This window comes from Streptomyces sp. NPDC001220 (genome assembly GCF_053597895.1).
The window spans coordinates 233,730-252,240 of record NZ_JBSFJE010000016.1 but is presented as its reverse complement, the minus strand read 5'-3'; the positions used below and the strand labels follow the sequence as shown (position 1 = coordinate 252,240).

The following is an 18,511-nucleotide window of genomic DNA, read 5'->3' as shown; positions in this document are numbered from 1 at the left end:
CACTCTTGAGCGGGCCGCGACGACTCTCCCCCAGGTCACTCCACCGTGTCGGGTTGTGAGACGCCCCACACACCCCTCCGGACACGCCCCGCTGACCTGCGCGGACAGCCCTGTCCCGGATCCCGGACGGGGCCGCATCCGGTCATAGGTCGGTACAAACACCGTCAAATGCCTTGAGCTCGCCGGTCTTGTGGAGATACGGAAACGAGCCCAACCTTGGCTGGAATGGTCATCCTCCGACATGTCACCCAGGACGGTCCGGAGGCGTGGAGCGGCGCGCCCGGAGCCCGCGAGGACTACGCTTCACCAGTGATGGACAACCGTGTACCGCCCCGTGCCGCCGGCCCCGGGCCCCGTCGACGCGATCGCCACGGTCGGGGCATGCGCGGGCCGATCGCACCACCTCAGGTGCCGCTGGCCGCGAGCCGCGCCGACGTGTTCGCGGATCTGGTGCAGGACTCCGTGGAACGCCTGGAGCGGCGCTGGCCCCAGCTCGCCGACATCGATTTCCTGGTCCTCGAGGTGCCCCGGCTCCAGGACCGGCACGACGAGAGCTGGAGCGACGAGACGGTGCCGCTGGGCGGGATCATTCCCGCGCGCGAGGGACGCCGGGCGCGTGTGGTCGTGTACCGGCGGCCGGTCGAGATCCGCACCAAGGGCCGCGACGAGCGGGCCGCGCTGGTGCACGAGGTCGTCGTGGAGCAGGTCGCCGAGCTGCTCGGGCTCACCCCGGAGACGGTGGACCCCCGCTACGGCGAGGAGTGAGCGGGGGTCCCTCCGGCGCGGCCTGCCGGCAGGGGCTGCCGGCAAGGCCGGCATGGCCTACTTCTGCAGCACCGACACGTCCTGGTCCGCTTCCGGTACGGCCACCGTGCCGCGGTCGTCGGGGAGGGTCTGGATCGTGAAGCCCGGGATGCCGTTCTCGGTGGCGGCCAGGGTGCGGGCGCCGTAGACCGGGCCACCGGAGATCGGCTCCACGGTCAGCGCGTAGGTGCCCTTCCCGCCGGACGGGACCGGGGCCTCGACGTCCTGCGTGGTGCCGGACTTGATGGTGAACGTCTTGGACACCGCCGTGCCGCCGCCGCTGCCCGCCGACGCCGTGACCTTGACCTTGGCGGTACCGGTGGGGGCGGTCAGGGAGAGGGTGGTGCCCTTGCCGCTGTTGTCGGCGGACGTCGCGCGGGTGCCGACCGGCGCGGTCGCCGGGATGTACGCGGTCTCCTGCTTGCCGCTCTTGCCGCGGGTGACGCGCAGCGCGGCCACCACCGGGACGGACTGGTCGGTGGGCGTGAGGACCAGCGAACCCGCCTCGCCGCGGGTGACGTCGCCGAGGTCGGCGGCGGTGGTCATGCCCGCCTTCACGTGCAGCGTCTCGTTGCCGGCCGGGGTGATCAGGCCGTCCGGGGAGGCCAGGCGCACCTTCAGGTCGGCGTCGGAGTCGCCGTCGGTGAAGGCGATCAGCCGGACGTCCGTGGCGTCCTTGGGGATGCCCGGCAGCACCAGACTGCCCGCGGGGTCGGCGGAGGCGGCCAGCCAGTCGCCGCCGGTCTTGTCGTCCAGGGCCTGCACACTCGCGCCGACCCGCCCGCTGCGCACGTTCACGTGCACGGTCAGGTCGGTCTGCTTCTCGTCGGTGAGCGTGGACAGCAGGACCGGCTCGCCGGCGTGCGGCGCGACCGTGATGCCCTCCCCCACCGAGGACTTGAGCTGGCCGTCCTTGCCGTACAGCTCGATGTCGACCACGGCGGCGCTGTCGTCGGGGTTGGTGAGGTGGACGTAGTCGGTGCGGCCGGAGGCAGTGCTGGCGCCCGGGAACCAGAAGTCGGTGTCGGCGGAGCCGCAGTTGACCCCCTGGAGGCCGCGCCCGGTGCCTGCCGCGACCTCGGTGGTCTCCTGCACGGTCCAGCCGGGGGCGTACCTGCCCTCGGCGGTGCCGACGTAGGCGGGTCCGTCGGCGCCGGAGGTGTCCCCGGTGGCCGGGGTGCCGGGCGCCTTCGGGGTGAGGACGGGCTTGGACGCCTTCTTCTTCTTGCCGCTCGTCCCGTCCGCCGACTGCTCGGTGGCCGCCTGGAGTTCGGCCTTGCCGTCGCTCGTGGTGCCCTTGGTGACGGGCGTGAACGAGGTGTACGAGGTGTCGGCGATGTCGGACAGGCTCGGGGCCGGGCACAGCAGGGTGGTGCGCTCCACGGGCAGCTGGGCGGCCGCCTCGGCGGTGTGCGCGGGCGCGGCGGCAGGCGGGTTGAGCGCGGCGAACCCGGTGACCGCAGCGAGGGCGGCCGTACCGGCGAACAGGGACAGGGTGGTGCGGTTCACTGCTGGCTCCCGTCGTGGTGCTCGCCGCCGGTGCCCTGGTGGTGCTGGGCGGCCGGGTCATAGGCGGGGTCGTAGCCCTGCTGGTACGTCGGGTCGTACGCCGGCTGCCCCTGCTGTCCGCCGTAGGCGTACGGGTCGTACTGGCCGGTCTGGTACGGGTCGTAGGTCTGCTGGTCGTAGCCGGTCGTCTGGTACTGACCGGTGTCCTGGTACTGGTCGGCGTAGCCGGGCTGGTAGCCGTCGGCCGCCGGGTAGGACGCGGGGTCCCATTCGTCGTAGGACGGCTGCTGCGGGACCGCGACCGGGGGTTGCTCCTCCCCGGCGGCCGGGAAGTCGGCGCCCTCCTCCGTGGTCGCCTCCTCCTCGGACTCCGCCTGGGCGCGCAGGCGGCGGGCGCGGCGGCCCTCGCCCTCGACGGGCTGGGCCGGGATCGGCTGCTCCTCGGGGAGGTCGTCGTCGACGTCACGGCGGCGGCCGGGCAGGGCGAGGACGACCAGGACGACGGCGAGCGCGCCCTGGACCCACAGCCAGACGGTGTGGGTGAACGGGGTGTCGTAGGTGACGTCCAGCTTCCCGCCGGAGGAGGGGAGTTCGAAGCCCTGGGCCCAGCCGTCGACCGTGGTGCGGGTCAGCGGCTTGCCGTCCAGGGTGGCCGTCCAGCCGGGTGCGGCCGAGTCGGCCAGGCGCAGGATGCGGCCGTCGGAGCCGGTCGGGACGGTGGTGTGGATGTCGACGGGTCCGGCGGCGACGGAGGCGGGGGTGCCCGAGCCCTTCGCGGAGACGATGGTCGCGCGGGAGACCTGCTGGTCGACGCGCCACAGGGCGCTGCCGTTCTGCTGGCTGAGGCGGGACAGGCCGGGCGTCGCGTCCAGCACGCGCGTGATGTCACGCGGGGTGCCCTTGTGGACGAGGACGTAGCGCACCGCGAACCCGCCGAGCTGGTCGGCCTGGTCGGCGCCGGAGCCGGCGACCAGGTTGGCGACGACCTTGTCGAGCGTGGCGTTCTCGCCGTCGGCGGCGGTCACCTCGGCGTCTCCCATGCGGGCGCCGGAGCCGCGCACCAGCATGTAGTCCACGCGCGCGGTGCTGTCGCTGTCGAGGACCAGGGTGCGGACCTGGTCGGTGGTGGAGCTGTCCTCGGCGACGAAGGCGGGCACCTGGGTGGCGTCGCGCCGTTCGACCGGGCCGTCGGCGCCCGCGATCATCCAGCCGGCCGCCAGGAGCAGCGGGCCGGCGGCCGAGGCGAAGGCGATCAGCGCGGCCACCGGCTGGCGCCAGCCGAAGCTCTGCTCGGCCACACGGGAGCGTGCCCCGTCGGCGCCGAGCGCGGCGGCGGAGACGATCGCGATGCCGTAGACGAGGGTCGCCGGGCCCGCCCAGGCGGACTTGTTGGACAGGACCGCGAAGACCAGGCCGACCAGGGCGACCGCCCAGGCGGCGCGGACGGCCGACTGGCGCTCGGAGCGCATCAGGGCGGCCAGTGCGGCCAGGACGATGCCGATGAGCATCAGCCCGTCGACCGTGCCGGGGCCGCCCGGGCTGGCGCCGAGCAGGTCGAGGGCGGAGGCGGCCGAGGCGCCGTACTCCAGCCCGGCCTCCTTGAAGAAGCCGAACGGCAGCAGCGTCAGCGACCAGGGGGCGAGGACCAGCAGCGGGGTGCCGAGCTGGGTCAGCAGCCGCAGGCCGGAGGCGACCAGGTCGGAGCGGCGCACGGCGAGCACGACGACACCGAGGACCAGGGCGATCGGCCAGACGATCGGCGTGAACGCGGTGGTGATGGTCAGCAGCAGCGCGTACGCCCAGGTGGCACGCCAGCTGCCGCGGCCGCCCGAGGTGTTGGTGAGGCCGCTGGCGGCGATGCCCGCGCGGGCGATCAGCGGCAGCAGGACGGCGAGCACGGCGGTGCCGATACGGCCGCCCGCGAGCGCGCCGGTGGCGGCGGGCAGGAAGGCGTAGGCGATGGCCGCCCAGGCGCGCAGCAGGCGCGAGGTGACCAGCGGCCGGGAGGCGAAGTAGGCGGTGAACCCGGCCAGCGGCACCGAGGCGACCAGCAGCGCGGTCACGGCGAGCCCGGTCGAGCCGAACAGCAGGGCGGCCAGTGAGGCGACGAGGGCGAGATACGGCGGGGCGGCCGGGGTGCCGCCGGCGCCGACCGCGTGCCAGGAGTCCAGGTAGCGGGACCACAGCTCGCCGGAGGTGCCCGGGGCGGGCAGCAGGGCGCCGCCCGCGAGCGCGCCGCTGCCGAGCAGTGCGCGGCAGGCGACCAGCGAGAACAGCAGCAGCACCAGGAAGAGCACCGGGCCGGGTTTGCGGGCGATGCGCTTGAGGCGGGCGAACTGCTCGATCTCCAGGAAGTCGGCGTCGTCGCCGCCGGGCCCGGACTCGACCGCGCTGCCGTGCCGGCCGGCCGCGGACAGTTCGTCGTCGGCGCCGAAGAAGTTGCCCGCGACCTGCTCGACGGTGGCCCGCACGGTCGCGCCGGGCGGCGGGAACAGCGGGCGCAGTTCGCCCTTGTCTAGCTGGGAGGGGCCGCGCCTGCGCCGCCCGGCGATGATCCGCTCGGGGCGCAGCAGGGTGCCCAGCAGGCCGCGGATCTCGTCGAGGGCCTGGCCGGGGACCTTGCCGACGAGGTTGGCGACCGTGCGCAGCAGGGTGCCGAGGACCAGCCGCAGCAGGATCCAGGGCAGTGCGGTCGTGCGGGAGTTGACGAGCAGGGTGTAGACGGCGCCGGCCTTGTCGACCTTGTGCGGGGACGCGGCGGTGCGGCCCGCGCAGTCGACGGCGCGGCGCTCGCGGGAGGCGGCCTCGGCGTGCCGTACGACCGCCTCGGGGGCGATCAGGACGCGGTGGCCCGCCGTGTGCGCGCGCCAGCACAGGTCGACGTCGTCGCGCATCAGGGGGAGCCGGCGGTCGAAGCCGCCGAGTTCCTCGAAGACGTCGCGGCGGATCAGCATGCCGGCGGTGGAGACGGAGAGCACGGGCCGGACGTGGTCGTGCTGGCCCTGGTCCTGCTCGCGGCGGTCCAGGCCGGTCCAGCGGCGGCCGGAGTTGGCGATGGTGACGCCGACCTCCAGCAGCTGCCGGCGGTCGTACCAGCCGCGCAGCTTGGGGCCGACGATCGCCACGTCGTCGCGGCCCAGCTCCAGCTCGTTGTCGACGACCCGGAGCAGCTGGGCCAGGGCGTCGGGTTCCGGGGCGCTGTCGTCGTGCAGCAGCCACAGCCACTGGACGGGTTCGCCGTACGGCAGTTCGGGCATGTCGTAGGCGTCGTCGCGCCACTGGCGGGTGACCGGGTCCCAGCCGCTGGGCCGCTTCAGGTACGGCAGGTCGTCCGGGGTGAGGACGGGCGCGGTGCGGCTCGCCTCCTCGACGGCCTGGCCGAAGCCGGTGCGGCGGGCGAGGTGCACGACGTTGGCGTCGCCGAGGGACTCGGTGAGCAGCCGGGCGGAGTCGTCCGCGCTGCCGGTGTCGGCCGCCACCGCGTACTGGGCGGGGCGCTCCTGGCCGAGCAGCCCGGCGAGCGCGTCGGGCAGCCAGCGGGCGCCGTCGTGGGAGACGAGCACCGCGGTCACCACATGACGCGGGAACTCGGGCGGGCGGGTCGGGTCGAACCCCGCTGTGGCAGTTGTTGCCTGGGCTGCCTGGTGGCTGTGGACGGACATCGAGGTACGGGCCCCGGTTCGATGGACTGCGGTGGACTCCAGCGCCCGCTGGTGGCGGCGAGGCGTCTCGGACGAGCGCCCACACTATCGGCTGGGCATGTCGACGGCCCGCCCCCTGTGGACAACCCACGGGCGACGGGCCGTTCGCGCAGCTCGGTCGGGTGCGAGGGGCGGACGCCCGCTTCAGACGGCGGCCTTCTTGAGACGGCGCCGCTCGCGCTCGGACAGTCCGCCCCAGATCCCGAACCGCTCGTCGTTGGCGAGGGCGTACTCGAGGCACTCGGACCGCACCTCGCAGGCGAGGCAGACCTTCTTGGCCTCTCTGGTGGAGCCGCCCTTCTCGGGAAAGAAGGACTCGGGGTCGGTCTGGGCGCACAGCGCGCGCTCCTGCCAGCCGAGTTCCTCGTCCGCGTCGTCGACCAGCAGTTGCTGCACCAGCTCGGTCATGTGCGCCCCTCGTCTGTCTTTCACGTCCCCGTGCCTGGCCGTTACCGATTTCGGCTGAACGACACGAGTGAAATTACAAGTGTGCTGCTCCGGGCGAGTCAAGCCGAGATCTGCTATTGGGCCCGTTATTCACTCTGCGGAACCAAGGCCATGCGGAAAGTGTTCAAATCGGCATAAACCTTGACACGCAGACGAAGCCCATGAGGGCCCCCGACCCCATACAGGCCTTGTACGGAGAAGGACGCCCAGATGTTCGATCGCGTTCCGCAGTGACACACGCGCCCGGTTGTGCGCCATGTGTCCCGGGTACCTGCTGAACAAACCTTTCGGCAGAGAGATGAACCGGATGAGGTGAAACATGTCCCACATACCGGGCGTCGAGTTGACACTGCGGGTGTGAACCGATGTCCTAGTGGGCATGCTCGCGAACTTGGCATCCACCTCGACCCGCACCGCCGGGTCCCACGGTGCTGCCCGCGCTCGCTGTAGCTGTTGCTGTTCCAGCTGTTGAGCCGTAGCCGTATCCCACCGCTCCAGCTGCAGACCGGGTCCCCAGGACTCGGTTTTCGCATCTCGTTCCCCGCTGACCTTCTTCACTGAGGAACCACCGCACCCCATGAACAGCGACAACGACCTGCAGATCGCCGGCGACATCCTCGAGGTCCCCCACCTGCTGCAGCCCCCGCGCGAGCACCCGGCCACCGTGGCCGAGTTCGCCGGCCTGGCCCGCGCGATCGCCGCCGACCGCGCGCAGTGGGAGCACCTCGTGCGGTACGACGCGACCACGCGCTGGTACCACCGGCTGCGCACCGGCCCCGGCTACGAGGTGTGGTTGCTGTCCTGGGTGCCCGGTCAGGGCAGCGGGTCGCACGACCACGGCCGCTCGTCCGGGGTGCTGACCGTCCTGGAGGGCACGCTCACCGAGCACACCGGGCGCGGCACGCGCGCGCTGTCCGCCGGCGCACAACGGGTGTTCGCGCCGGGGTACGTGCACGAGGTGGTGAACGACGCGCTGGAGCCGGCGGTGAGCCTGCACGTCTACTACCCGGGCCTCACCGAGATGCCGATGCACACGGCGCAGAGCTGCGAGGCGCGACCCGTGACTGCGTGACGCGTTGTCGGAGCCGCCTGCAAGACTTGGCGCATGCGCATTGTGGTTCTGGCAGGCGGTATCGGCGGTGCCCGGTTCCTGCGCGGTCTCAAGCAGGCCGTGCCGGACGCCGAGGTGACCGTCATCGGCAACACCGGGGACGACATCCACCTCTTCGGGCTGAAGGTCTGCCCGGACCTCGACACGGTGATGTACACCCTCGGCGGCGGCATCAACGAGGAACAGGGCTGGGGGCGGACCGACGAGACCTTCCACCTCAAGGAGGAACTCGCCGCCTACGGGGTGGGGCCCGACTGGTTCGGTCTGGGCGACCGGGACTTCGCGACGCACATCGTGCGTACCCAGATGCTGGGCGCCGGCTACCCGCTGAGCGCGGTGACCGAGGCGCTGTGCGACCGCTGGAAGCCGGGCGTGCGGCTCATCCCGATGACCGACGACCGGGTCGAGACCCATGTGGCGGTCGAGGTCGACGGCGAGCGCAAGGCGGTGCACTTCCAGGAGTACTGGGTACGGCTGCGGGCGTCGGTGCCCGCCGTGGCGGTGGTGCCGGTCGGCGCCGAGCAGTCCAAGCCGGCCCCGGGCGTCCTGGAGGCCATCTCGGAAGCGGACGTGATCCTCTTCCCGCCGTCCAACCCGGTGGTCTCCGTCGGCACGATCCTCGCGGTGCCCGGCGTCCGGGAGGCGATCGCGAACGCCGGGGTGCCGGTGGTGGGCCTGTCCCCCATCGTCGGGGACGCGCCGGTGCGCGGGATGGCCGACAAGGTGCTCGCGGCGGTGGGCGTGGAGTCGACGGCGGCGGCGGTCGCCGAGCACTACGGCTCGGGGCTGCTGGACGGCTGGCTCGTCGACACCGTGGACGCGGGCGCCATCGCGCGCGTGGAGGCGGCCGGCATCCGCTGCCGGGCCGTACCCCTGATGATGACCGACCTGGACGCGACCGCGCAGATGGCGCGGGAGGCGCTGGCGCTCGCCGAGGAGGTGCGCGGGGTATGACCGACGCGATCGACGACGCGACCGACCCGTCCGGGGACGCGGTGCCCGGGTACCGGGTGTGGGCCCTGGCCGGGCTCCCCGAGGTGCAGCAGGGCGACGACCTGGCCAAGCTGATCGCCGCGGCCGCACCGGGGCTCGCCGACGGTGACGTGGTGATCGTCACGTCGAAGATCGTCTCCAAGGCGGAGGGGCGGCTCGTCGAGGCGACCGACCGCGAGGCCGCGATCGACGCCGAGACCGTGCGGGTGGTGGCCCGGCGCGGAGCCCTGCGGATCGTGGAGAACCGGCAGGGCCTGGTGATGGCGGCGGCCGGGGTGGACGCCTCCAACACCCCGGCCGGGACCGTGCTGCTGCTGCCCGAGGACCCCGACGCGTCCGCCCGCGCGATCCGCGCGGGGCTGCGTGACACCCTCGGCGTCAACGTCGGAGTCGTCGTCACCGACACCTTCGGGCGCCCCTGGCGCGCGGGGCTCACGGACGTGACCATCGGCGCCGCCGGGGTGCGGGTGCTGGACGATCTGCGCGGGGGCGTGGACGCGCACGGCAACCCGCTGGTCGCGACGGTCGTCGCGACGGCCGACGAGCTGGCCGCCGCCGGTGATCTGGTCAAGGGCAAGGCGACGGGCCTGCCGGTGGCCGTGGTGCGCGGGCTCGCGCACGTCGTGGCCGAGACGGAGGACGAGGGCGAGGGCGCACGGGCGCTGATCCGGGACGCGGCCAGTGACATGTTCCGGCTCGGCACGTCCGAGGCGGTCCGGGAAGCGGTGGCGCTGCGGCGGACGGTGCGGGCGTTCACCGCCGACCCCGTCGACCCCGGGACGGTACGGCGGGCGGTCGCCGCGGCCGTGACGGCACCGGCACCGCATCACACGACGCCGTGGCGGTTCGTGCTGCTGGAGTCCGAGGAGTCACGCGTCCGCCTGCTGGACGCGATGCGGGACGCGTGGATCGCCGACCTGCGAAAGGACGGCAGGTCCGAGGAGTCCATCGCCAAGCGGGTACGGCGCGGGGACGTGCTGCGGAACGCGCCGTATCTGGTGGTGCCCTGTCTGGTGATGGACGGGTCGCACACGTACGGAGACGCGCGGCGGGACACGGCCGAGCGGGAGATGTTCGTGGTCGCGGCGGGGGCGGGCGTGCAGAACTTCCTGGTCGCGCTGGCCGGGGAGCAGCTGGGGTCGGCATGGGTGTCGTCGACGATGTTCTGCCGGGACGTGGTGCGGGATGTGCTGGCGCTTCCGGCGGGATGGGATCCGATGGGGGCGGTGGCTGTGGGGAAGGCGGCGGCGGAGCCGAAGGAGAGGGCGCCGAGGGAGGTCGGGGACTTTATCGAGGTGCGGTGAACTTTTGCCGCCTTCGGTTCGGGGTCCACCGGTTCACCGGCGAGTGCATGTTGTGGGGTTGATCGCGCCCACGCGGCGGTAGCCGCATATCGGACACGCCCCGCGCCCCCTAGGGGCGCTTGAGGCCTAGGATCTTTTGAGTGGCTGGTCGGTTTGCTCCGAAACCCACGCGTACAAGTGTGCGGGGTGGGCATGTCGTTGTGCCCGGAGCAGGTGTTCCTCGGCAGGCGACGGCGCCCGGCCGGGTTCGGGTCTGGAAGCCGGCCGGGGCTCTTGATCTCGGGCTTGTGCTGGGACCGCTCCGGCGCGGGCCCGGGGATCCGACGTTTCGGGCCACCTCCGACGGGTCCGTGTGGCGGGCCAGTCTCACGCCTGCCGGGCCCGGGACGCTGCGGGTCGCCGTGTACGGCGGTGAGGTGCGCGGGGAGGCCTGGGGAGCCGGTGCCGAGTGGCTGCTGGAGCAGCTGCCGGAGATGCTCGGCTCCGCCGACGACCCGTCCCTCTTCGTGCCCCGGCACCGGGTTCTCGCCGCTGCCCGGCACCGGCGGCCGGGGTTGCGGCTGACACGGACCGGGCTGGTGCTGGAGTCGCTGATCCCCTCGGTCCTGGAGCAGAAGGTCACCACCGACGAGGCGTACCGGGCCTGGCGACTGCTGGTGCGCGGGTTCGGGGAGCGGGCACCAGGACCCGCCGGGGTGGGCGAGCGGCCGATGTGGGTGATGCCGGCGCCGCGGACCTGGGCGCTGATTCCCTCCTGGGAGTGGCACAAGGCCGGCGTCGACAACAAGCGGGCGTCGACGATTCTGCGGGCGGTGCGGGTCGCCGCGCGGCTGGAGCAGGCCGTGGGGATGGCCGCGGAGGCCGCGCAGGCGCGGCTGGAACTGGTGCCGGGGGTGGGGCCGTGGACGTCCGCGGAGACCGTGCAGCGCAGTCACGGGGCGGCGGACGCGGTGACGGTCGGGGACCTGCATCTGCCGGGGATCGTGGGGTTCGCGCTGGCCGGAGACCGGTATGCCGATGACGAGGCGATGCTGCGGCTGCTGGAGCCCTACGCGGGGCAGCGGCATCGGGCGGCTCGGCTGATCCTGCTGAGCGGGCAGGTGCCGAAGCGGCGGGTGCCGCAGATGCCGCGGTGGGATATCGGCCGGTTGTGACGTGCGGGTGGGTGGGGCAGGGGGCGGGGTGTCGCTACCGGCGCTCGCAGGGTGCCGCCTGCGCCCGCCCTCCCCCACTCTCGGCTTCGCTCGAGCGGGGGAACCCCCATCGCCCCCAGCGGCACGACTGCCGCAGGCTGGGTCAGCTGACAAGACGCCCGCGGCTGAAGCGCCCCGTCAGGGGCGCGGGGAACTGCGCGGCCAGCCCCCACGCACCCGCAGTCGGCGTACCTGCTCAGCCACGCCCTACTGGTCCGAGGAGAACCGCACCGCCCCCGCCGGGATCGTCGCGTCGCACCACACCCGCGCGCCCTCCCTGAGCTCGTTGTCGGCGCCGACGGTCGCACCGTCGCCGATCACCGTGCCCGTGAGGACCGCACGTTCGCCGACGCGGGCGCGGGCGCCGATCAGGGAGTCGGTGATGACCGCGCCGGGTTCGATCACGGCGCCGGGCAGGATCGTGGAGCCGAAGACGCGCGCGCCCTCCGCGACGAACGCACCCTCGCCCACCACCGTGCCGCCCGTCAGCTTCGCGTCCGGCGCGACCCGTGCCGTGGGCAGGATGAGGCGGTCGCCGCAGCGGCCGGGGACGGCCGGGGACGGGGCGCGGCCCAGGACCAGGTCCGCCGAGCCGCGGACGAAGGCCGCCGGGGTGCCGAGGTCCAGCCAGTACGTGGAGTCCACCATGCCCTGGAGATGGGCACCGGCCGACAGCAGCTCGGGGAAGGTCTCCCGCTCCACCGACACCGGGCGGCCCTGCGGGATGGTGTCGATGACCGAGCGGCGGAAGACGTACGCCCCCGCGTTGATCTGGTCGGTGACGATCTCCTCCGGGGTCTGCGGCTTCTCCAGGAAGGCGAGGACCCGGCCCGTCTCGTCGGTGGGGACGAGACCGTACGCGCGCGGGTCCGTGACCTTGGTGAGGTGGAGCGAGACATCGGCGTCCGTCGTCTCGTGCATCTCGACGAGCGCCCTGATGTCGAGGCCCGTCAGGATGTCGCCGTTGAAGATCAGGACCGGGTCGTCGGGGCCCGAGTGCAGACGGGCGGCCACGTTGCGGATGGCGCCGCCGGTGCCGAGCGGTTCCTCCTCGGTGACGTACTCGATGCGCAGGCCGAGTGCCGTGCCGTCACCGAAGTACGGCTCGAAGACCTCCGCCAGGTAGCTCGTCGCGAGGACGATGTGGTCCACCCCCGCCGCTCTGGCTCTGGCCAGCTGGTGCGTGAGGAACGGCACGCCCGCCGCCGGGACCATCGGCTTGGGTGTGTGGACCGTGAGCGGGCGCAGCCGGGTGCCTTTGCCGCCGACCAGGAGGATCGCTTCTGTCACCTGTCGTCTCTGCTTCCTGCCGGGACCGGCCGAACTCTGTGTCGGCCGGCCAGTGTATGCAGACCGTGCGACGGCGCCTTCGACGGCCGCGCGCTGCCACGCGGCATGGGTGTGCGGTTTCCCCCGACTGCCCCCCCCGACGGCGTTGAACGCGGCCCCGTGCTCAGCGTCCCTGGAGGTGCGCGGAGCTGGTCCGGGCCGAGCCGAGTCTGGCGTAGAGCTTCGCGCCCGGACAGTCGGTGGCGTACCCGTCCCTATGGCCGGAGATCACGTTCAGTCGTACGTTCTTCCCCTTTGGGTAGAGATTGCCACCGCCGGACTTCAGATATGTCTTTCCCTTCGGATTGGCCCCGAAGAGCCCGAGCTTCCACGCGGTGAGCTTGGCGATGGCCGTCACGGCGGCGGCCGGCGGCTTGTGCGCGCCGAACGAGCCGATCACCGCGATGCCCATGCTGTTGTTGTTGAAGCCCAGGGTGTGCGCGCCCCGGACGGACTTCGCCACTCCCCCGGCACGGCCCTCGTAGACGGTTCCGCACTTGTCGACGAGGAAGTTGTAGCCGATGTCGCGCCAGCCCATGCTCACCACGTGGTAGCGGTAGATACTGCGGATGACGGACGGGGCCTGGGAGCACTTGTAGCCATTACCGGAGGCGGTGTGGTGCACGAAGGCCGCCTTGACCTTCCCGGTGTAGACGAACCCCTTCTCGCGCAGTGACTCGTCGGCGCCCCAGCCACGGCGGGTGACGATCCTCGGACGCGGTCCGATGTACGGCTTCGCGCGCGGGACGCCGGTCAGCTCCGCCAGCTCGTCCTCGGTCTCCTGCCGGTTCAGTGCCGGGATCTCGGCGGCGCCGAAGGGCGCGAGGTCGGTGTTGACGGCCGCCGCCGCGTCGGCCTCGGTGCCGGTGCGGGGGACGTCGGCCGGCGGGCCCTGGGGCGGGGCCTCCTCACCGGGGTCGACGAGTTCGAGGCGCAGGCCGGCCGGGAGCAGGTCGCGCCCGCCGCCGGTGGGGGTGCTGCCGCGTGGGCCGGGGTCGTCGTCGAGTTGGGCACGCACGCGTACGTCGACGCCGTCCGAGTCGCCCACCCACAGGGGCGCGGTGCCGCCGTGCACACGGCCGGAGTCGGCCTCCGCCGTGTCCGGGTCGGCGCCGTGGTCGGCGTTGTGCGTGTCGACGTCCTGCCAGCCCGTCCACCGGCCGGTCTCGACGGACCGGGTGCGGACCTGGACCAGGCCGTGCAGTTCGGTTCCGGGGTTGTCCCAGCTGACGCCGACGAGCGAGAAGTGCTCCAGGTCGTCGCGGTACAAGCCCTGTTCGGGGGCCCGGCCGAGGACGCGGTCACGGGTGCGGGGGACGAGGGGCAGTGACCGGGTGCCGCCGGGGAGGGCCGCGGTCCCGGTGGCACGGCCGGTGGTCGTGGTGGCCCGCTCCGCCGGTGCGGCGGCCGCGGACGGCACGTTCAGCACGGCCGCGGGGAGGGTGAGGGCCGCCGCGCAGGTGACGCCGATCGAGGAAGTCAGGAATCCACGCATGCCCCTGATCTTGAACATAGTCAGACATATATGTCCATTGCGGAACTGACGGTCCGTCGGGAACGATTGCGCCGAACCGGTGGCCCCGCCGGTCGGTGCGAGCACCGGCCGCGGCGTACGCTTGCCCGGGTGAACGCCACCGATCGCACCCCTGCCGACCTGCTGCGTTCCGCGCTCGCCGCGGATCCCGGACGCCCCCTGGTGACCTTCTACGACGACGCCACGGGCGAACGCGTCGAATTGTCCGTGGCCACCTTCGCCAATTGGGTGGCCAAGACGGCGAACCTGCTCCAGGGCGACCTCGCGGCCCAGCCGGGTGACCGGGTGGCCCTGCTGCTGCCCGCGCACTGGCAGACGGCGGTGTGGCTGCTCGCCTGTTCGTCGGTGGGCGTGATCGCCGACGTGGCCGGGGACCCGGCGGCGGCCGACGTGGTGGTGAGCGGGCCGGACTCGCTGGAGGCGGCCCAGGCCTGCCGCGGCGAGCGGGTCGCTCTCGCGCTACGGCCGCTGGGCGGTCGTTTCCCGGTGGTCCCGGACGGGTTCGCCGACTACGCGGTGGAGGTGCCGAGCCAGGGGGACCGGTTCGCGCCGTTCTCGCCCGTCGACCCGGAAGAGCCCGCGCTGATCGTGGCCGGTGCGGAGATGAGCGGGGCCGAGGTGGTGGAGCGGGCGCTCGGGGACGCACCGGGGCTGGACCTGACCGGGCCGGGGTCGCGCCTGCTGTCGGGGCTGGGGTTCGACACGTGGGACGGGCTGAGCGCGGGGCTGTACGCGCCGCTCGCCGTCGGGGGGTCGGTGGTGCTCTGCCGGCATCTGGAGGAACTGGGCGAGGAAGGCGTCGCCAAGCGGATCGAGAGCGAGCGGGTGACCGCGACGGTTCGGTGAGGCCGTTCGCTGGGTGCGGGCGCGGGCGCGAGCGCGGGCCGGGGGCCGGTGAGGCCGTCGTGGGGCGGGGGCCGTTCGCCGGGTGCGGGTCCGTGGGGGTTTTCGCGCAGTTCCCCGCGCCCCTGAGTGGGGCCGCTCGCCCTTGTGAAGCAGTTGGCGCGGCCCCAACGCCCCCACCGGCCCGGTGCGGGTTTTCGTGGTGTTCCCCGCGGCCCTGAGTGGGGCCGCTCGCCCCGTAAAGCAGTTGCCGCGGCCCCAACGCCCCCACCGGCCCGGTGCGGGTTTTCGTGGCGTTCCCCGCGGCCCTGAGTGGGGCCGCTCGCCCCTGTGAAGCAGTTGGCGCGGCCCCACGTCCCCACCGGCCGGGTGCGGGTGGGTGGGTCTGCTCACTCTTGTGGAGTAGTTATCGGGGGCCCCCGTCCCCGCCCCCGGGCACTCTGGAGGGGTGACCGATGCCGGAGGGGCCACCGCGACCGGGGACGGGATTGCCCGGCGTCGGCGGCGGCGTTGGATTCGGGGTGCGGCGGTGGTCGCGGGGCTGCTCGCCACCGGCACCCTCGCCTGCGGCTGGGTGCTCTACGACCGGCTCAGTGACAACATCACCCCCGACGAAGCGGCCGCCGCCGAGCTCGCGCGCTACGAGCGGGAGCGCCCCACCGCGCTGGTGCGGGGCGCGCAGAACATCCTCCTCATCGGGTCGGACACCCGCGCCGGGGACGGGAACCGCCGTTACGGCAAGGACCTGGGCACCGAGCGGTCCGACACCACGATCCTGCTGCACCTCGCCGCCGACCGGCGCAGCGCCACCGCCGTGTCCCTGCCCCGGGACCTGATGGTGCACGTGCCGAGCTGCCTGCGGGGCGACGGCCGGCGCAGCGAGCCCTCGTTCACGCTCTTCAACTCGGCGTTCGAGATCGGGGGTTCGGCCTGCACCATCCGTACCGTCGAGAAGCTCACCGACATCCGGATCGACCATCACGTCGTCGTCGACTTCACCGGGTTCAAGGACATGGTCGACTCGGTCGACGGGGTGCAGGTGTGCCTGAAGGAACCGATCGACGACAAGGCGGCCAAACTGCGGCTGCCCGCCGGCCGGGTCACCCTCGACGGGGAGCAGGCGCTCGGGTACGTCCGGGCGCGCAAGTCGCTGGGCAACGGCAGCGACACCGAGCGGATGGAGCGGCAGCAGCGGTTCCTGGGCGCGCTGGTCAAAAAGGTGCGGGGCAGTGACGTACTGCTGAACCCGGCGAAGCTCTACCCGCTGCTGGACGCGGCGACCTCCGCGCTCACCACCGACCCCGAACTGGCCAGTCTGCGCGGTTTGTACCAGCTCGTCCGCGGGCTGCGTGACATCCCCACCGAACAGGTGCAGTTCCTCACCGTTCCGAGGGAGCCGTACGTGTACGACTCCAATCGTGACCAGCTCGTGGAGGGCAGGGCGGACGCGCTTTTCGCGCTGCTGCGGGCCGACAGACCGGTGCCGGTCACCAAGAAGAACGCCTCCTCTTCCGAAAACTCCGAAGCGCCCGGATTTCGCGGGAACACCGCCGCCGAGGACAGTTGCGGGTAATGCACCAGCCAAGGCGGCGAACTTGCATGCCGTTCGTTGTCAGTTAAATGAGATGGATTGCCCGGTTGTAGGGAGGATGAATTTGTCACTGGCGTCACTCCACGCTGAACTGGACGGATAGTGTGAGCCCTCCGGTGCACCCGGCCGCGAGGTCCGTCCTGGGGCCGTGCACCGTTAACCGTGACCGAGCGCCTTGATGGGGGGAAGGCGCCGCGTGGCCCCGACGGAGGATTCGGACAACCGTGGACGCGCAAGGCCGTGGGCGGGCGGACAACATCGATCCCGCAGACCAGTGGGTACTCAATCCGAACACCGGCGAATACGAACTGCGACTGACGCCTTCCGCACCGCAGTCGTCGGTACCCGGACCGCGCCGACCGACGTCGTCGCGCCCCGGTGCGGACGCGCCGCGGAAGACCGCGGGCCGGGATGTTCCGGGGCAGGCGCCCGGGCAGCTTCCGGGGCAGCGCAGACGGCGCGGCGAGCCCGAGCCGCCGGCCGGACGGCGCTCCCGTCGGCCGGTGAAGAAGAAGTCGAAGGCCAAGAAGGTGCTGCTGTGGACCGGCGGTTCGATGGCCTTCGTCCTGGTCGCCGTCTCGGCCGCCGGCTATCTGTACGTGAAGCACCTCAACGACAACATCACGTCCGTCTCCGACGACGGCGCGAGCACCGGTGGCTTCAGCAAGGACAAGGCGATCAACCTGCTGGTGATCGGCACCGACAAGCGCACCGGCAAGGGCAACGAGGGGTACGGCGACACGGGCAGCGTCGGGCACGCCGACACCAACATCCTGCTGCACATCTCCAAGGACCGCTCCAACGCGACCGCGTTGAGCATTCCGCGCGACCTGATCGTGGACGTCCCGGACTGCCCGACCGAGCAGGCCGACGGCACCCAGAAGGTCATCCCGGGCACCACCGACGTCCGCTTCAACACCAGCCTGGGCCAGGACGGCCGTACGGCCAGCTGCACCGTGCGTACGGTGACGGAGCTGACCGGGATCACGCCGGACAACTTCATGGTGGCCGACTTCAACGCGGTCAAGACGCTGACCGACGCGGTCGGCGGGGTCGACGTCTGTCTGGCCAAGGACATCGACGACTCGGACTCGCATCTGAAGCTGTCCAAGGGCACCCACAACATCTCCGGCGAGACCGCGCTGGCGTTCGTGCGCACCCGGCACTCGGTCGGCTTCGGCGGTGACCTCAGCCGGATCCAGCTCCAGCAGCAGTTCCTGAGCGCGCTGATGCGCAAGCTCAGCTCCAACTCGACGCTCAGCAGCCCGACCAAGCTGCTGAAGCTGGCCGAGGTCGGCACCAAGGCGCTGACCGTCGACTCCCAGCTGGACAGCATCGGCAAGCTGAAGGACCTGGGTCTGGAGCTCGGCAAGCTCAACCCGAAGAACCTGACCTTCACCACCGTCCCGGTCGTCGACAACCCGGCCGAGAAGGTCAAGGCGACCGTGGTGCTCAACGACACGAAGGCCCCGCCGGTCTTCGCGGCCATCAAGGACGACGTCTCCTTCACCGCGGTCAAGAAGAAGCAGGCGCAGGCCAGCAAGGACGCGGCGGCCGCCCGCCTCAAGGGCACCAAGTCGGCGGCCTCCGAGGTGCGGGTGCGGATCCTCAACGGCGGGGCCCCGCCCGGCAGCGCCCAGGAGACCCTCAGCTGGCTGCAGAACGACAAGGGCGTCCTCAAGTCGGAGAACTCCGGCAACGCGCCCGCCGAACTCGCCAAGACCACCCTGGAGTACGGTCCCGACCAGGCCTCCCAGGCCCGCGAACTGGCCTCGCTCATGGGGCTGTCCGGCTCGGCGCTGAAGCCCGGCAAGAGCGTGACCAACTCCCAGGGGCTGCCCGCGATGACCCTGACGCTGGGCAAGGACTTCCAGGGGGCGGGGGTGTCCCTCACCACTCCGACGAAGGCGCCGGACGTGGACAGCAAGACCACCGCGGACAAGGTGACCTGCGCCAAGTAACAGCAACCGGCGTGCGGTAGCGGGGAGTTGCTCCGCGATGACACCAAGTCACAGCGAATAAGCAGGTAACCCTATGGGTCCGTCATGCGTCTAACCGGGCGCGGGGCGGACCCGTGTGGTCCGCGAAGCGTCCGATGGGGGGCGTCGGCGGCGGGCCGGTGCGCGCAATGCGCAGGGCGGGGAGGGCTGCA

At 72.3% G+C, this 18,511-nt stretch carries 13 protein-coding genes; 8 read left to right on the top strand and 5 right to left on the bottom strand.

The window, feature by feature from the left end; all coding sequences use genetic code 11:
- The first annotated feature begins 312 nt into the window (after positions 1-312).
- Positions 313-765, top strand: a complete 453-nt coding sequence (locus ACWDGI_RS34035) for a metallopeptidase family protein (protein ID WP_450765758.1) — start codon at positions 313-315, stop codon at positions 763-765.
- Positions 766-822: 57 nt separating this feature from the next.
- Here the strand turns inward: ACWDGI_RS34035 and ACWDGI_RS34030 are convergent, their stop codons facing one another.
- The 3 genes from ACWDGI_RS34030 to ACWDGI_RS34020 all read right to left on the bottom strand — a co-directional run bounded on the left by ACWDGI_RS34030 (position 823) and on the right by ACWDGI_RS34020 (position 6,422).
- On the bottom strand, positions 823-2,313 hold the full coding sequence (locus tag ACWDGI_RS34030; RefSeq protein WP_450765714.1) for a DUF5719 family protein: 1,491 nt from the start codon (positions 2,311-2,313) through the stop codon (positions 823-825).
- Positions 2,310-5,975: a glycosyltransferase gene (locus tag ACWDGI_RS34025; protein ID WP_450765712.1), complete on the bottom strand. Its 3,666-nt coding sequence runs from the start codon at positions 5,973-5,975 to the stop codon at positions 2,310-2,312. The genes ACWDGI_RS34030 and ACWDGI_RS34025 overlap by 4 nt, the downstream gene beginning before the upstream one ends.
- Positions 5,976-6,158: 183 nt before the next feature.
- Positions 6,159-6,422, bottom strand: a complete 264-nt coding sequence (locus ACWDGI_RS34020; protein ID WP_003975777.1) for a WhiB family transcriptional regulator — start codon at positions 6,420-6,422, stop codon at positions 6,159-6,161.
- A 616-nt stretch (positions 6,423-7,038) separates the two neighbouring features.
- On the opposite strand from ACWDGI_RS34020, the gene ACWDGI_RS34015 reads away from it, so the two are divergent.
- The 4 genes from ACWDGI_RS34015 to ACWDGI_RS34000 all read left to right on the top strand — a co-directional run bounded on the left by ACWDGI_RS34015 (position 7,039) and on the right by ACWDGI_RS34000 (position 11,023).
- Positions 7,039-7,533 carry a cysteine dioxygenase gene (locus tag ACWDGI_RS34015; RefSeq protein WP_450765710.1) on the top strand — a complete coding sequence of 165 codons (495 nt, stop codon included), beginning with the start codon at positions 7,039-7,041 and terminating at the stop codon, positions 7,531-7,533.
- 33 nt (positions 7,534-7,566) lie between these two features.
- A complete protein-coding gene (gene cofD, locus ACWDGI_RS34010) occupies positions 7,567-8,526 on the top strand; it encodes a 2-phospho-L-lactate transferase (protein WP_450765708.1) in 960 nt (319 codons plus the stop codon).
- Positions 8,523-9,869, top strand: a complete 1,347-nt coding sequence (locus ACWDGI_RS34005) for a coenzyme F420-0:L-glutamate ligase (protein WP_450765706.1) — start codon at positions 8,523-8,525, stop codon at positions 9,867-9,869. Before cofD ends, ACWDGI_RS34005 begins: the two co-directional genes overlap by 4 nt.
- 140 nt (positions 9,870-10,009) lie before the next feature.
- Complete coding sequence (locus ACWDGI_RS34000) at positions 10,010-11,023, top strand: DNA-3-methyladenine glycosylase family protein (protein WP_450765704.1); 1,014 nt, start codon at positions 10,010-10,012, stop codon at positions 11,021-11,023.
- A 246-nt stretch (positions 11,024-11,269) separates the two neighbouring features.
- Here the strand turns inward: ACWDGI_RS34000 and ACWDGI_RS33995 are convergent, their stop codons facing one another.
- Entirely contained in the window at positions 11,270-12,352 is a 1,083-nt protein-coding gene (locus ACWDGI_RS33995) for a sugar phosphate nucleotidyltransferase (protein WP_450765702.1), read from the bottom strand.
- A gap of 163 nt (positions 12,353-12,515) precedes the next feature.
- On the bottom strand, positions 12,516-13,904 hold the full coding sequence (locus tag ACWDGI_RS33990; protein WP_450765700.1) for a peptidoglycan recognition protein family protein: 1,389 nt from the start codon (positions 13,902-13,904) through the stop codon (positions 12,516-12,518).
- Between the two features lie 111 nt (positions 13,905-14,015).
- On the opposite strand from ACWDGI_RS33990, the gene ACWDGI_RS33985 reads away from it, so the two are divergent.
- The 3 genes from ACWDGI_RS33985 to ACWDGI_RS33975 all read left to right on the top strand — a co-directional run bounded on the left by ACWDGI_RS33985 (position 14,016) and on the right by ACWDGI_RS33975 (position 18,320).
- Positions 14,016-14,771, top strand: a complete 756-nt coding sequence (locus ACWDGI_RS33985) for a TIGR03089 family protein (RefSeq protein WP_450765698.1) — start codon at positions 14,016-14,018, stop codon at positions 14,769-14,771.
- Positions 14,772-15,216: 445 nt separating this feature from the next.
- Positions 15,217-16,341 carry an LCP family protein gene (locus ACWDGI_RS33980; RefSeq protein ID WP_450765696.1) on the top strand — a complete coding sequence of 375 codons (1,125 nt, stop codon included), beginning with the start codon at positions 15,217-15,219 and terminating at the stop codon, positions 16,339-16,341.
- 242 nt (positions 16,342-16,583) lie between these two features.
- Positions 16,584-18,320, top strand: a complete 1,737-nt coding sequence (locus ACWDGI_RS33975) for an LCP family glycopolymer transferase (protein ID WP_450765694.1) — start codon at positions 16,584-16,586, stop codon at positions 18,318-18,320.
- Positions 18,321-18,511: the final 191 nt, after the last annotated feature.

Bases quoted from the DNA above. Each gene is read 5' to 3' on its own strand.
- ACWDGI_RS34035 (WP_450765758.1), top strand. From the start codon at position 313: ATGGACAACCGTGTACCGCCCCGTGCCGCCGGCCCCGGGCCCCGTCGA.
- ACWDGI_RS34025 (WP_450765712.1), bottom strand. From the start codon at position 5,975: ATGTCCGTCCACAGCCACCAGGCAGCCCAGGCAACAACTGCCACAGCG.
- ACWDGI_RS34020 (WP_003975777.1), bottom strand. From the start codon at position 6,422: ATGACCGAGCTGGTGCAGCAACTGCTGGTCGACGACGCGGACGAGGAA.
- ACWDGI_RS34015 (WP_450765710.1), top strand. From the start codon at position 7,039: ATGAACAGCGACAACGACCTGCAGATCGCCGGCGACATCCTCGAGGTC.
- cofD (WP_450765708.1), top strand. From the start codon at position 7,567: ATGCGCATTGTGGTTCTGGCAGGCGGTATCGGCGGTGCCCGGTTCCTG.
- ACWDGI_RS34005 (WP_450765706.1), top strand. From the start codon at position 8,523: ATGACCGACGCGATCGACGACGCGACCGACCCGTCCGGGGACGCGGTG.
- ACWDGI_RS33990 (WP_450765700.1), bottom strand. From the start codon at position 13,904: ATGTTCAAGATCAGGGGCATGCGTGGATTCCTGACTTCCTCGATCGGC.